The organism is Klebsiella sp. KTE92 (assembly GCF_000398905.1).
In the GTDB taxonomy this organism is placed as follows: Bacteria; Pseudomonadota; Gammaproteobacteria; order Enterobacterales; family Enterobacteriaceae; genus Klebsiella; species Klebsiella variicola.
In genome coordinates, this window is the sequence record NZ_KB976100.1 from 4,727,851 (window position 1) to 4,741,137 (window position 13,287).

18 protein-coding genes are annotated in these 13,287 nt (G+C 55.9%); 9 read left to right on the top strand and 9 right to left on the bottom strand.

The annotated features are described in order from the left end of the window. Nucleotides 1–63: 63 nt before the first annotated feature. On the bottom strand, nucleotides 64–321 hold the full coding sequence (gene rpmA, locus A1WC_RS03430; RefSeq protein ID WP_002434222.1) for a 50S ribosomal protein L27: 258 nt from the start codon (nucleotides 319–321) through the stop codon (nucleotides 64–66). 20 nt (nucleotides 322–341) lie between these two features. Further along, on the bottom strand, nucleotides 342–653 hold the full coding sequence (gene rplU / locus A1WC_RS03425; RefSeq protein ID WP_002918379.1) for a 50S ribosomal protein L21: 312 nt from the start codon (nucleotides 651–653) through the stop codon (nucleotides 342–344). Between the two features lie 260 nt (nucleotides 654–913). Between rplU and ispB the strand changes: the two genes are divergently transcribed. Next, nucleotides 914–1,885: an octaprenyl diphosphate synthase gene (gene ispB / locus A1WC_RS03420; RefSeq protein WP_008806643.1), complete on the top strand. Its 972-nt coding sequence runs from the start codon at nucleotides 914–916 to the stop codon at nucleotides 1,883–1,885. Nucleotides 1,886–2,081: 196 nt separating this feature from the next. Then, nucleotides 2,082–2,354: a DNA-binding transcriptional regulator SfsB gene (gene sfsB / locus A1WC_RS03415; RefSeq protein WP_008806644.1), complete on the top strand. Its 273-nt coding sequence runs from the start codon at nucleotides 2,082–2,084 to the stop codon at nucleotides 2,352–2,354. Nucleotides 2,355–2,408: 54 nt separating this feature from the next. On the opposite strand, the gene murA is transcribed toward sfsB, so the two are convergent. The 7 genes from murA to mlaF form a co-directional block, all read right to left on the bottom strand. Next, nucleotides 2,409–3,668 (bottom strand): UDP-N-acetylglucosamine 1-carboxyvinyltransferase, encoded by a 1,260-nt coding sequence (gene murA / locus A1WC_RS03410; protein WP_008806645.1) that lies wholly within the window; start codon nucleotides 3,666–3,668, stop codon nucleotides 2,409–2,411. Nucleotides 3,669–3,721: 53 nt separating this feature from the next. Next, nucleotides 3,722–3,976 (bottom strand): BolA family iron metabolism protein IbaG, encoded by a 255-nt coding sequence (gene ibaG / locus A1WC_RS03405; RefSeq protein WP_016161877.1) that lies wholly within the window; start codon nucleotides 3,974–3,976, stop codon nucleotides 3,722–3,724. 136 nt (nucleotides 3,977–4,112) lie between these two features. Then, entirely contained in the window at nucleotides 4,113–4,403 is a 291-nt protein-coding gene (gene mlaB / locus A1WC_RS03400) for a lipid asymmetry maintenance protein MlaB (RefSeq protein ID WP_008806646.1), read from the bottom strand. Further along, nucleotides 4,403–5,038 (bottom strand): phospholipid-binding protein MlaC, encoded by a 636-nt coding sequence (mlaC, locus tag A1WC_RS03395; RefSeq protein ID WP_002918386.1) that lies wholly within the window; start codon nucleotides 5,036–5,038, stop codon nucleotides 4,403–4,405. Before mlaC ends, mlaB begins: the two co-directional genes overlap by 1 nt. 18 nt (nucleotides 5,039–5,056) lie before the next feature. Further along, nucleotides 5,057–5,608 carry an outer membrane lipid asymmetry maintenance protein MlaD gene (mlaD, locus tag A1WC_RS03390; protein WP_004206195.1) on the bottom strand — a complete coding sequence of 184 codons (552 nt, stop codon included), beginning with the start codon at nucleotides 5,606–5,608 and terminating at the stop codon, nucleotides 5,057–5,059. Nucleotides 5,609–5,612: 4 nt separating this feature from the next. Then, nucleotides 5,613–6,395 carry a lipid asymmetry maintenance ABC transporter permease subunit MlaE gene (mlaE, locus tag A1WC_RS03385; protein WP_004150949.1) on the bottom strand — a complete coding sequence of 261 codons (783 nt, stop codon included), beginning with the start codon at nucleotides 6,393–6,395 and terminating at the stop codon, nucleotides 5,613–5,615. A 7-nt stretch (nucleotides 6,396–6,402) separates the two neighbouring features. Then, on the bottom strand, nucleotides 6,403–7,215 hold the full coding sequence (mlaF, locus tag A1WC_RS03380; protein WP_012540470.1) for a phospholipid ABC transporter ATP-binding protein MlaF: 813 nt from the start codon (nucleotides 7,213–7,215) through the stop codon (nucleotides 6,403–6,405). Between the two features lie 209 nt (nucleotides 7,216–7,424). On the opposite strand from mlaF, the gene A1WC_RS03375 reads away from it, so the two are divergent. The 7 genes from A1WC_RS03375 to rpoN are packed head-to-tail and all read left to right on the top strand — an operon-like array spanning nucleotide 7,425 to nucleotide 13,283. Further along, on the top strand, nucleotides 7,425–8,402 hold the full coding sequence (locus A1WC_RS03375) for a calcium/sodium antiporter (protein ID WP_008806648.1): 978 nt from the start codon (nucleotides 7,425–7,427) through the stop codon (nucleotides 8,400–8,402). Further along, nucleotides 8,399–9,403, top strand: a complete 1,005-nt coding sequence (kdsD, locus tag A1WC_RS03370) for an arabinose-5-phosphate isomerase KdsD (protein WP_075206807.1) — start codon at nucleotides 8,399–8,401, stop codon at nucleotides 9,401–9,403. The genes A1WC_RS03375 and kdsD overlap by 4 nt, the downstream gene beginning before the upstream one ends. A 14-nt stretch (nucleotides 9,404–9,417) precedes the next feature. Beyond that, nucleotides 9,418–9,984: a 3-deoxy-manno-octulosonate-8-phosphatase KdsC gene (kdsC, locus tag A1WC_RS03365; protein WP_008806650.1), complete on the top strand. Its 567-nt coding sequence runs from the start codon at nucleotides 9,418–9,420 to the stop codon at nucleotides 9,982–9,984. Next, on the top strand, nucleotides 9,981–10,556 hold the full coding sequence (gene lptC, locus A1WC_RS03360; RefSeq protein WP_008806651.1) for an LPS export ABC transporter periplasmic protein LptC: 576 nt from the start codon (nucleotides 9,981–9,983) through the stop codon (nucleotides 10,554–10,556). The genes kdsC and lptC overlap by 4 nt, the downstream gene beginning before the upstream one ends. Continuing rightward, on the top strand, nucleotides 10,525–11,070 hold the full coding sequence (gene lptA / locus A1WC_RS03355) for a lipopolysaccharide ABC transporter substrate-binding protein LptA (protein WP_002918415.1): 546 nt from the start codon (nucleotides 10,525–10,527) through the stop codon (nucleotides 11,068–11,070). The genes lptC and lptA overlap by 32 nt, the downstream gene beginning before the upstream one ends. A gap of 6 nt (nucleotides 11,071–11,076) precedes the next feature. Further along, nucleotides 11,077–11,802, top strand: coding sequence for an LPS export ABC transporter ATP-binding protein (gene lptB, locus A1WC_RS03350; RefSeq protein WP_002918417.1), 726 nt, complete (start codon nucleotides 11,077–11,079; stop codon nucleotides 11,800–11,802). A 47-nt stretch (nucleotides 11,803–11,849) separates the two neighbouring features. After that, nucleotides 11,850–13,283 (top strand): RNA polymerase factor sigma-54, encoded by a 1,434-nt coding sequence (gene rpoN / locus A1WC_RS03345; RefSeq protein ID WP_012540467.1) that lies wholly within the window; start codon nucleotides 11,850–11,852, stop codon nucleotides 13,281–13,283. The last annotated feature ends 4 nt before the right edge of the window (nucleotides 13,284–13,287 follow it).

Genomic DNA, 13,287 nt, shown 5'->3' on the forward strand with positions numbered 1-13,287 from the left:
ACGAATGTAAAAAGCCCCGCAACGTGTTGCGGGGCTTTCATCCGTTACCGGGACGCGAAAAACTTATTCAGCAACGATGCTGATGAATTTACGGTTTTTCGGGCCTTTAACTTCGAACTTGACTTTACCGTCAGTCAAAGCGAACAGAGTGTGGTCACGGCCGCAACCAACGTTGGTGCCAGCGTGGAATTTGGTACCACGTTGACGAACGATGATGCTACCTGCCAGAACTGCTTCACCGCCGAAACGTTTTACGCCCAGACGTTTAGCTTCTGAATCGCGACCGTTACGAGTCGAGCCGCCAGCCTTTTTATGTGCCATTTAAATCTACTCCTCAGGTCTTAGGCGCTGATGCCAGTGATTTTCACATCAGTGAACCACTGACGATGGCCCTGCTGCTTACGATAGTGTTTACGACGACGAAACTTAACGATTTTAACTTTCTCGCCACGACCGTGAGCAACAACTTCAGCTTTGATTACGCCGCCCTCAACGAAAGGAACGCCGATCTTGATTTCTTCACCGTTTGCGATCATCAGCACTTCAGCGAATTCAACAGCTTCGCCAGTTGCGATGTCCAGCTTTTCCAGGCGAACGGTCTGACCTTCGCTTACTCGGTGTTGTTTACCACCACTTTGGAAAACCGCGTACATATAAAACTCCGCTTCCGCGCACCTCTTTATGTGATTCAGAGTGCGCTATAAATATTCACAATAGGGCGCGAATATTACGCAAAACGCGAGCCTTTGACAAGAGCGATTAGCGATCAATGCAGAAAAAAAACACAACTTTCACGACAACGTTTATCTACGGCAATTTTTCAGTACAATCATATCTTCTTTTAATTCTGTCTTAATCCTTCTGTGATCCCACCTGGATTCATGGTAACAGGACATTTGGCCCGGCTTTTGCGATGAATTTAGAAAAAATCAATGAGTTAACCGCGCAAGATATGGCGGGTGTCAATGCGACGATTCTTGAGCAACTCAACTCCGATGTTCAGCTTATCAATCAGTTAGGCTATTACATCGTCAGCGGCGGCGGCAAACGCATTCGCCCGATGATTGCTGTGCTTGCCGCGCGCGCGGTGGGCTATCAAGGGAGCGCGCATGTCACTATTGCTGCGCTGATTGAATTTATTCATACCGCCACGCTACTGCATGACGACGTCGTCGATGAGTCTGACATGCGTCGCGGCAAAGCCACGGCCAATGCGGCGTTCGGCAATGCCGCCAGCGTGCTGGTTGGCGATTTCATCTATACCCGCGCCTTCCAGATGATGACCCAGCTAGGCTCACTGAAGATCCTCGAGGTCATGTCGGAGGCGGTGAACGTCATTGCCGAAGGCGAAGTGCTGCAGTTGATGAACGTCAACGATCCGGATATCACGGAAGAGAACTATATGCGCGTCATCTACAGCAAGACGGCGCGCCTGTTTGAGGCGGCCTCGCAGTGTGCGGGAATGCTGGCCGACTGCTCCGCGGAAGAAGAGCGCGCGTTGCAGGATTATGGTCGCTATCTCGGCACCGCTTTCCAGCTGATCGACGATTTACTCGACTACAGCTCCGACGGAGAACGACTCGGTAAAAACGTCGGTGATGACCTGAACGAAGGCAAACCGACGCTACCGCTGCTGCATGCTATGCATCATGGCACCCCCGATCAGGCGGCGATGATCCGCGGGGCGATCGAGCAGGGCAATGGTCGCCATCTGCTGGATGCTGTTCTGGAAACCATGGCCACCTGCGGTTCGCTGGAGTGGACGCAGAAGCGTGCTGAAGAAGAAGCCGATAAAGCGATTGCAGCCCTGCAGATCCTCCCGGACACACCGTGGCGCGAAGCTTTGATTGGACTGGCACATATTGCGGTCCAGCGCGATCATTAATCCCCCCTCCTTTCCCGCGCGATGCGCGGGAAAGTTCCAGTAAAATGCCACTTCTCTCCCTTAACTTCCGAATATCTTGATAGATTCTGAATATTCTGGCGCCTTAACAGAACTTGTTAGAACCCTACATAGTACGCGGGTATAGTGTCCCCATCGCCCATGTGGACGATCTGGACCTTTAACACCAGGAGAATTTATGGATAAGTTCATCGACTGGCATCCCGCCGATATTGTTGCTGGGTTACGTAAACGGGGAACATCGCTGGCGGCAGAGTCGCGACGGCACGGCCTGAGTTCTTCAACGCTGGCGAACGCCCTGACCCGCCCCTGGCCGAAAGGCGAGTTGATTATCGCCACGGCGCTGGAAACGCAGCCGTGGGTCATCTGGCCGTCACGCTACCACGACCCGGTGACTCATGAGTTTATCGACAGAACGCAGATGATGCGTCAAAAGAAGACAGACAGGTGATGTGATAATCGACAGGGTCCCGAAGCAACGCCCCGGGGCCCTGTCAGGACACGGTTACTCGCCCTTCACGCGCTGAATATTGGCACCCAACGCCTGCAGTTTATCCTCGATACGCTCATAGCCACGATCGATGTGGTAGATGCGATCAACGATGGTGGTCCCTTCAGCGATACAGCCTGCCAGCACGAGGCTCGCCGACGCACGCAAATCGGTCGCCATCACCTGCGCGCCCGAAAGCTGCTTCACGCCGTGACAGATAGCGGTATTGCTCTCGATCTCCGCGTGCGCGCCCATACGGATCAGTTCCGGAATGTGCATGAAGCGGTTTTCAAAGATCGTTTCGGTGATCACGCCGGTCCCTTCCGCCACCAGGTTAAGCAGCGTGAACTGGGCCTGCATATCGGTCGGGAAGCCCGGGTGCGGAGCGGTACGCACGTTGACCGCTTTCGGACGGTTGCCGTGCATATCGAGGCTAATCCAGTCTTCTCCCGTTTCGATGTCAGCCCCGGCGTCACGCAGTTTCGCCAGAACGGCATCCAGAGTATCCGGCTGCGCGTTACGGCAGAGGATCTTGCCGCCGGAAATCGCCGCGGCCACCAGGAAGGTGCCGGTTTCGATACGGTCCGGCAGTACACGGTATACGCCGCCACCCAGACGCTGCACGCCTTCGATGGTAATGCGATCGGTGCCCTGGCCTTTGATTTTCGCGCCCAGCGCGTTAAGGAAGTTGGCGGTATCGACAATTTCCGGCTCGCGCGCGGCGTTTTCGATAATCGTCGTCCCCTCCGCGAGGGTCGCTGCGCTCATGATAGTTACGGTAGCGCCGACGCTCACCTTATCCATCACGATATGCGCGCCTTTCAGGCGACCGTTGACCGAGGCTTTGACATAACCTTCTTCCAGTTTGATCTCGGCGCCCAGCTGTTCCAGACCGCTAATGTGCAGGTCGACCGGACGCGCGCCGATGGCGCAGCCGCCTGGCAGAGAAACTTGTCCCTGACCAAAACGCGCCACCAGCGGGCCCAGCGCCCAGATGGAGGCACGCATGGTTTTCACCAGGTCGTACGGAGCACAGAATACATCAACCGGACCGGCGTCAATCCATACCGAACCATTGCGCTCAACCTTCGCGCCCAGCTGGCTCAGCAGCTTCATGGTGGTATCGATATCTTTCAGCTTAGGTACGTTCTGGATCTCTACCGGCTCTTCGGCAAGCAGCGCGGAAAAGAGGATTGGCAGGGCGGCGTTCTTTGCACCAGAAATGGTGACTTCGCCCTGAAGGCGAGTCGGCCCCTGAACACGGAATTTATCCATTGATTCTGTTCTCTATTAAAAATTCACATACGCTGCAGGGGACCCCCCACAGCTTAGAAGCCATTTAGTTTGCGGTCTCGCGCCCACTCCTGCGGAGTGAAGGCCTTGATCGACAGCGCATGGATACGGTTGTCAGCAATATATTCCATCAGCGGCGCGTAGACGCTCTGCTGCTTTTTAACCCGACTCATGCCATCGAACATCTCACCCACAGCAATAACCTGAAAGTGGCTGCCATCGCCAGAGACGTGGACTTCCTGGAGGGAGAGTGCGTTCATCAGCACGGTCTGAATTTCATGATTTTCCATGGGCTCAAATTTATCTGATAGTGAAAACAGCCCAACATCTTAGAGGAAAGTGGCGCGGTCTTAAACAAGCAAAAAGCCCCGACGAAAAGATTGCCGGGGCTTTCGGAATAGCTTCAACGCTAAGACACTGAAAAGATTATGGGATCATATCGACAGGCAGGTTGTAAAGACCGATCAGCGTTTGCAGATTTTCGCTCTTCGCGATCAGCTGCGCTTCCCGCCCCTGACGGCGGATCAGTGCCACAAAATGCACTAACAGCGCCAGGCCCGCCGTGTCCACGCGCGTAGTCTGGCTGAGATCGATGATCGTCGCCCCCTCCGTCGCCCTGGCGCGTGCTTCCCAGAGCGGGACCAGCAGATCCTGGTCCAGCTCTCCGTGCAGCGCCAGCGTCTCGCCCTCGCGAGTCCAGCTCAGCTGCCCGGTCATTATTTTTTCTGTTCCAGCGTGATCGGCTGAGCGGAGATCGCTTTCAGCTGCGCGGTCAGGCCGTCAACGCCCTTGGTGCGCAGCAGATCGCTCCACTCATTCTGTTTGGTAGTGATCATACTGACGCCTTCGGCGATCATATCGTAGGCCTGCCAGTTACCGGTCTGGGTATTTTTACGCCACTGGAAGTCCAGACGCACCGGCGGACGACCGTTCGGGTCGATGATAGTGACGCGGATCGGAACGATGGTTGCGCTGCCCAGCGGCTGCTCCGGCGCAATCTGGTAAGTCTGCCCGTGGTACATCGCCAGCGCCTGGCCGTAGGCCTGCTTCAGATATTCACGGAAGGCGGCAAAGTAGGCCTCACGCTGCGCGGGGGTCGCTTCTTTGTAATAGCGGCCCAGCACCAGCGCGCCAGCATATTTCACCTGCACATACGGCAACAGCTCCTGGTCGACGATGTCGCGCAGATAGTTAGGGTTGGCTTTGATCTTCGGCTGTTCATTCTTCAGGCGATCGAAGGTTTTCTGCGCCGCTTCATTCATCAGCTTATACGGGTTGGACTGGTCTGCCGCCTGGACAGCGGTCAGCGGGGCAATCACCAGCATGGCGACCATGAGTAAGCGTTTAAACATATCGTGTTTCTCCTGAAATTAATGCGTCGTGCCGGCTGCCGGCGTCGCGTCAGTATGACCTTCTGCCTCGGCCTTATCATTGCCAGAATTCTGATTGTCGCCGCCCTTGCTGTTATAAAGGAACTGACCAATCAGATCTTCCAGCACCATGGCGGACTTGGTGTCCTGGATAGTACCGCCGTCTTTAAGGATAGTCGTCCCAAGGTCCGGGTCTTCAAAACCGACGTTCAGCGCCAGATACTGTTCGCCCAGCAGACCCGAGGTGCGGATCGCCAACGAACTGGTATCCGGGATATGGTTGTAGCGCTCATCGATATCGAGCTCCACGCGTGGCAGATAGGTTTTCGGGTCGAGAGTGATGTCCGCTACCCGTCCCACAACCACACCGCCGATGCGTACCGGCGAACGCGCCTTCAGGCCGCCGATGTTATCGAAGGTCGCGTAAAGGCGGTAAGTCGGCTCAGTACGTAGCGAGGTGACGTTCGCCGCCTTCAGGCAGACAAACAGCGCCGCCAGCAGCGCCACCAGTAAGAACACCCCTACCCAGATTTCATTTTTTTTCGTTTGCATGAACTCAATTCCCAAACATCAGCGCAGTCAGCACAAAATCCAGCCCCAGAACCGCCAGCGACGCATGCACCACGGTGCGTGTTGTCGCCCGGCTAATCCCGGCGGAAGTGGGGATAGCGTCATAACCGTTAAATAACGCAATCCAGGTTACCGTAATGGCGAATACCAGACTCTTAATCAGGCAGTTCACCAGGTCCATTCGCCAGTCGACGGCATTTTGCATCGCGGTCCAGAAAAAACCACCGTCAATGCCTTTCCAGCTTACGCCTACCAGCGCACCACCCCAGATCCCTACCGCGACAAAGATAATCGTCAACAGCGGCAGCGAAATGACGCCAGCCCAGAAGCGTGGAGAAATCACGCGACGCAGCGGGTCCACCGCCATCATCTCCATACTCGAGAGCTGCTCCGTGGCCCGCATCAGGCCAATCTCGGCGGTCAGCGCCGATCCGGCGCGCCCGGCAAACAGCAGCGCAGCGACAACCGGCCCCAGCTCGCGCAGCAGCGACAGCGCCACCAGCATGCCAAGACTGGTCTCTGCGCTGTAGGTGGTTAAGACCAGATACCCCTGCAGCCCGAGCACCATACCGATAAACAAGCCCGATACAATGATAATCAGCATCGACAGAACGCCAACGTTATAGAGCTGACGAACCAGCAGCGGCGCGTGCTTGCGAAACTCTGGTTTGCCCACAACGGCGTTGAAAAGCATTAATCCGGCGCGTCCAAACGTCGCGGTGGTTTTAATCCCGCGATGCCCTAGCGCGGCCAGCGCATTAAACAGCATGAGTCGCTCAACTCCCTATGCCTAATAAATCATGGTGATAGTCGCCAGCCGGATAACGGAACGGCACCGGGCCGTCGGCAATACCATCAATAAACTGACGAACCCGAGGATCGGTATTCTCCCGCAGCGACTGGGCGCTACCGTGGGCGACAATCTTTTTATCCGCCACGATATACGCGTAGTCCGCAATGCTAAGCACCTCAGGCACATCGTGCGAAACCACGATGCAAGTGACACCCAGCGTGTTGTTGAGTTCAGAAATCAGCTTCACCAGCACGCCCATGGTGATGGGATCCTGCCCGACAAACGGTTCGTCGAACATAATCAGATCCGGCTCAAGGGCAATCGCTCTCGCCAGGGCGGCGCGGCGCGCCATCCCGCCGGAAAGCTCGGAGGGCATTAACTTCGCCGCCCCACGCAACCCCACCGCTTCCAGCTTCATCATCACCGTCGTATGCAGCAGCGCAGGCGGCAGCTGCGTATGCTCGCGCAGCGGATAGGCAACGTTATCAAAGACATTGAGATCGGTGAACAGCGCGCCGGACTGGAACAGCATGCTCATCCGCTTACGCACCGTATAAAGACGCGATCGCGTCATCTGCGGCACGTTCTCGCCATCAAACAGGATCTCTCCCCTGTCCGGCGGGATCTGCCCGCCGATCAGGCGTAACAGGGTAGTCTTGCCGATCCCCGAAGGTCCCATGATCGCAGTAATTTTACCGCGCGGCACCGACAGCGAGATGTCGTCGAAGATCACACGATCGCCGCGTGAAAAGCGGATACCGCGCACTTCAACTAAATTCGCCTGAGTTTGGCTCATAAAATCATCCTTACTAAACACCTGACGGGCAAGCATGGCCCTTTCTTGCGCCACAATCACAACATTTTTACAGAATCTTACCTGCACAGGTTAGCGAAAGCTGGCATTTGTTTTACTTTTGGCACACATAAAGTCAAAATTAAGAATTCGTTACGCTGCGTAGGGATAACCCAGCGAGGCGACGATTATACCTGAAGAAAGGACTTTAGATGCTCTTAGCGACGGCTCTGTTAATTATTGGTTTACTGCTGGTTGTCTACAGCGCCGATCGTCTGGTCTATGCCGCTTCCATCCTGTGTCGTATGTTGGGGATCCCGCCGCTGATCATCGGTATGACGGTGGTGAGTATCGGCACCAGCCTGCCCGAGATCATGGTTTCCACCACGGCCTCGCTGCATGGGCAGATCGATCTGGCGGTCGGCACCGCGCTCGGCTCCAACATTACCAATATTCTTCTGATCCTCGGTCTCGCCGCCTTACTCAGGCCATTTACCGTGCATTCTGATATTCTGCGCCGCGAATTACCGCTAATGTTGCTGGTCAGTGTGCTGGCCGGGCTGGTGCTCTACGATGGACAGCTGTCCCGTCTCGACGGGCTGTTTTTACTGGCGTTAGCGCTTCTGTGGCTGCTGTTTACCATCAAAATCGCCCGTCTGGCGGAGCGCCAGGGCAGCGATAGCCTGACTCGCGAACAGCTGGCGGAGCTGCCGCGTGAAGGATCGCTGCCGGTCGCTCTGCTCTGGTTAGGGGTCGCGATGATTGTCATGCCCATGGCTACCCGTATGGTGGTGGATAACACCACGGTATTGGCAAACTTTTTTGCCATTAGCGAGCTGACCGTCGGTCTGACGGTGGTGGCGATAGGTACCAGCCTGCCAGAGCTGGCCACCGCTATCGCCGGGGCGCGGAAAGGGGAAGATGACATTGCTATCGGCAATATCATCGGCGCCAATATCCTCAATATTGCGCTGGTGCTGGGTTTACCGGCGCTGATCGCGCCGGGGAGCTTTGCGAGCGAAGCCTTCACGCGCGATTATGGCGTGATGCTGCTGGTCAGCCTGATCTTCGCGGTGCTGTGCTGGCGCCGCCAGCAGCAGCCGGGACGGCTGGTTGGCGCACTGCTGGTCGGCGGCTTTGTGGTTTGGTTGGCGATGCTGTTCTGGACAGCGCCGCTCTTCGTTGAATGACTCGGGATAACATCATGTCGCAAATAGATTTGCCCACGGATTTTGACTTTCAACAGGCAGGCCGTCAGGTGCTGGAAATTGAACGTGAAGGTCTGGCCCAGCTCGATCAATATATAAATGAAGACTTTACCCATGCTTGCGAAACGATTTTCCGCTGCGGCGGCAAAGTCGTGGTGATGGGGATGGGCAAATCCGGCCACATCGGCCGCAAAATGGCGGCGACGTTCGCCAGTACCGGCACCTCGGCTTTTTTTGTCCACCCCGGCGAAGCGGCGCACGGCGATTTAGGAATGGTCACTCCACAGGATGTGGTGATTGCGCTGTCGAATTCCGGCGAATCGAATGAAATTCTGGCGCTGATCCCGGTCCTGAAGCGCCAGCAGGTGAAGCTTATCTGCATCACCAGCCGGCCTGAGAGCAGCATGGCGCGCGCAGCGGATATCCATCTGTGCGTGAAAGTGCCCAAAGAGGCCTGCCCGTTAGGGCTGGCGCCCACCTCCAGCACCACCGCGGCGCTGGTGATGGGTGATGCCCTCGCCGTCGCTCTGCTGGAAGCCCGTGGCTTTACCGCCGAAGATTTCGCCCTGTCTCATCCTGGCGGCGCACTCGGTCGTAAGCTGTTGCTGCGCGTCAATGATATTATGCATACCGGTGATGAAATCCCGCACGTCGGCCTGCAGGCCACCCTGCGCGATGCGCTGCTGGAAATCACGCGTAAAAATTTAGGCATGACCGCCGTCTGCGATGACGATATGAACATCATCGGGATCTTCACCGATGGTGACCTGCGCCGGGTCTTTGATACCGGCGTCGATATGCGTAATGCCAGCATTGCCGATGTCATGACCCGGGGAGGGATCCGCATCCGTCCCGGCACCCTGGCGGTAGATGCGCTAAACCTGATGCAATCCCGTCATATCACCTGCGTGCTGGTTGCCGATGGCGACCACCTGCTAGGTGTGGTACATATGCACGATCTCCTGCGCGCGGGCGTAGTGTAAGTAAGGAAAAAATAATGAATAATGCTGATGCTCAGTTAGCGACATGCTATGGGCCGGTAAGCCAGGCGTTTCTCGATCGCGCGGCTAAGATCCGTCTACTGATCCTCGATGTTGACGGTGTATTATCCGACGGACTTATCTATATGGGTAATCACGGCGAGGAGCTGAAAGCGTTCAACGTCCGCGATGGCTATGGTATCCGCTGCGCGCTGACCTCCGGCATCGAAGTGGCGATTATTACCGGGCGAAAAGCTAAACTGGTAGAAGACCGCTGCCAGACGCTGGGCATTACGCATCTCTATCAAGGTCAGTCGGATAAGCTGTTGGCGTTTCGCGAATTAGTCAGCAAACTGGCGGTTCGTCCGGATGAAGTGGCGTATATCGGCGACGATCTGATCGACTGGCCGGTGATGGCGGAAGTGGGTTTAAGCGTCGCCGTCGCCGATGCGCATCCGCTGCTGCTGCCGCGGGCGAATTATGTCACGCGCATTAACGGCGGACGCGGCGCGGTACGCGAAGTCTGCGATTTGTTACTATTGGCGCAGGGCAAGTTGGATGAGGCCAAAGGGCAATCAATATGAGTAAAACCAGACGTTGGGTTATCATTTTACTGTCGCTGCTCGCGCTGATCCTCATCGGCCTGAATCTGGCGAATACGGACGACACGGCCCAGCCGGAGGTCAATCCCAACGACCCGACGTATAAAAGCGAACATACCGACACCGTCGTGTACAGCCCGGAAGGCGCCCTGAGCTATCGGCTGATTGCCGAGCATGTGGAATACTTTTCCGATCAGGAGGTTTCCTGGTTTACCAAGCCGGTGATGACCACCTTTGATACCAATAAGGTGCCAACCTGGTCAATCAGGGCAGATAAAGCGAAGCTGACGAATGACCGTATGCTCTATCTTTACGGGCACGTTGAGGTGAATGCGCTCGCGCCTGACTCTCAACTGCGCAAAATTACGACGGATAACGCCCAGATAAATCTGGTCACACAGGACGTTACCTCCGATGACATGGTGACGTTATACGGCACCACATTTAATTCCAGCGGCCTGAAAATGCGTGGAAACCTTCGCAGCAAAAATGCCGAGCTGATTGAAAAGGTGAGAACCTCTTATGAAATTCAGAACAAACAAACTCAGCCTTAAGATTGCGCTCGCCGGCGCTTTACTGGCCGCCAGCCTGCCGGCCCTGGCCAAGACGGGAGATACCGATCAGCCGATCCATATCGAGTCCGATCAGCAGTCACTGGATATGCAGGGCAACGTCGTCACTTTCACCGGTAACGTGGTCGTCACCCAGGGGACGATCAAAATTAACGCTGATAAAGTGGTGGTCACCCGTCCGGGCAATGAGAAAGGTAAAGAGGTGATCGAAGGCTTCGGTAACCCGGCCACCTTCTACCAGATGCAGGATAACGGCAAGCCGGTAAAAGGCCGGGCGTCGAAAATGCGCTACGAGCTGCAGAATGATTACGTCGTGCTGACCGGCAACGCTTACCTTGAGCAGCTCGACAGCAATATCAAGGGCGATAAGATCACCTATCTGGTGAAAGAGCAAAAAATGCAGGCCTTCAGCGACAAAGGTCGACGCGTCACCACCGTTCTGGTGCCGTCTGAGCTGCAGGATAAAAGCGGCAATCAGCAAAAGAAGAGTAACTAATTCGTTATGGCAACCTTAACTGCGAAGAACCTCGCCAAAGCTTATAAAGGCCGCCGCGTGGTGGAAGATGTCAGTCTCACCGTTAACTCCGGAGAGATTGTCGGCTTGCTCGGCCCGAACGGCGCCGGTAAAACCACCACCTTCTACATGGTGGTCGGCATTGTGCCGCGCGACGCGGGCAATATTATTATCGATGACGAAGACATCAGTCTGCTACCGCTGCACGCGCGCGCGCGCCGGGGCATCGGCTATCTGCCGCAGGAAGCCTCTATTTTTCGTCGTCTGAGCGTCTATGACAACCTGATGGCGGTCCTGCAGATCCGTGACGATTTAACCAGCGAACAGCGGGAAGATCGCGCCAAAGAGCTGATGGAAGAGTTCCATATTGAGCACCTGCGCGACAGCCTCGGTCAGGCGCTCTCCGGTGGTGAACGCCGCCGTGTCGAAATCGCTCGCGCGCTGGCGGCGAACCCGAAATTTATCCTTCTGGATGAACCCTTTGCCGGTGTTGACCCCATCTCCGTTATCGATATCAAACGCATCATTGAGCACCTGCGCGACAGCGGCCTCGGCGTACTGATCACCGACCATAACGTCAGAGAGACCCTCGCCGTCTGCGAACGGGCGTATATTGTCAGTCAGGGACACCTTATTGCTCATGGTACGCCGCAGCAGATCCTCGAAGATGAGCAGGTTAAGCGCGTGTATCTTGGGGAAGACTTCAGACTCTGATAGGGTAGAGGTTACAGACGTTTTAGCCGGAGATATTTACCCTGAACATGAAGCAAGGTTTGCAATTAAGGCTTAGCCAACAGCTTGCCATGACGCCGCAACTGCAGCAGGCTATTCGTTTGCTGCAGTTGTCCACGTTAGAACTCCAGCAAGAGCTCCAGCAAGCGCTGGAAAGTAACCCATTGCTTGAGCAAACCGATCTTCACGACGAGGTAGAGGCGAAAGAAGTGGAGGATCGCGAGTCCCTCGATACCGTCGATGCGCTTGAGCAAAAAGAGATGCCGGACGAGCTCCCTCTCGATGCCAGCTGGGATGAAATCTATACCGCCGGTACGCCGTCAGGCAACGGCGTGGATTATCAGGACGACGAGCTGCCCGTCTATCAAGGCGAAACCACTCAGACGCTGCAGGATTATCTGATGTGGCAGGTCGAGCTGACGCCCTTCACCGACACCGACCGCGCCATTGCCACCTCCATCGTCGACGCCGTCGACGATACGGGCTATCTCACCATTCAGATTGAAGACATCGTCGACAGCATTGGCGATGACGAAATCGGCCTGGAAGAGGTGGAGGCCGTTCTGAAGCGCATCCAGCGTTTTGATCCGGTTGGCGTCGCGGCGAAAGATCTGCGCGACTGCCTGCTGATCCAGCTGTCGCAATTCGCTAAAGAGACGCCGTGGCTGGAAGAGGCCCGGTTGATTATCAGCGACCATCTCGATCTGCTGGCTAACCACGATTTCCGCACCCTGATGCGAGTAACGCGCCTGAAAGAAGAGGTGCTGAAAGAGGCGGTGAATCTGATCCAGTCGCTGGATCCCCGCCCTGGCCAGTCCATTCATACCAGTGAACCGGAATATGTCATTCCCGACGTACTGGTCCGCAAGGTCAGTGGCCGCTGGACCGTGGAGCTCAACGCCGACAGCATTCCCCGGCTGAAGATTAATCAGCAATATGCGGCAATGGGCAACAGCGCCCGCAATGACGCCGACGGCCAGTTCATTCGCAGCAATCTGCAGGAAGCCCGCTGGCTAATCAAAAGTCTCGAAAGCCGCAACGATACGCTGCTGCGCGTCAGCCGCTGCATCGTTGAACAGCAGCAGGCTTTTTTCGAACAGGGTGAAGAGTATATGAAGCCGATGGTGCTGGCCGATATCGCCCAGGCTGTCGAGATGCATGAATCCACCATTTCCCGTGTCACCACGCAAAAATATCTGCACAGTCCGCGCGGTATTTTTGAACTGAAGTATTTCTTCTCCAGCCATGTGAATACCGAAGGCGGCGGCGAAGCCTCGTCGACGGCCATTCGCGCGTTGGTGAAGAAGTTAATCGCCGCGGAAAACCCCGCGAAGCCGTTGAGCGACAGTAAGCTCACCTCCATGCTGTCCGAGCAGGGTATCATGGTCGCGCGCCGCACTGTCGCGAAGTACAGAGAGTCTTTATCCATTCCGCCGTCAAACCAGCGTAAACAACTGGTCTGACACA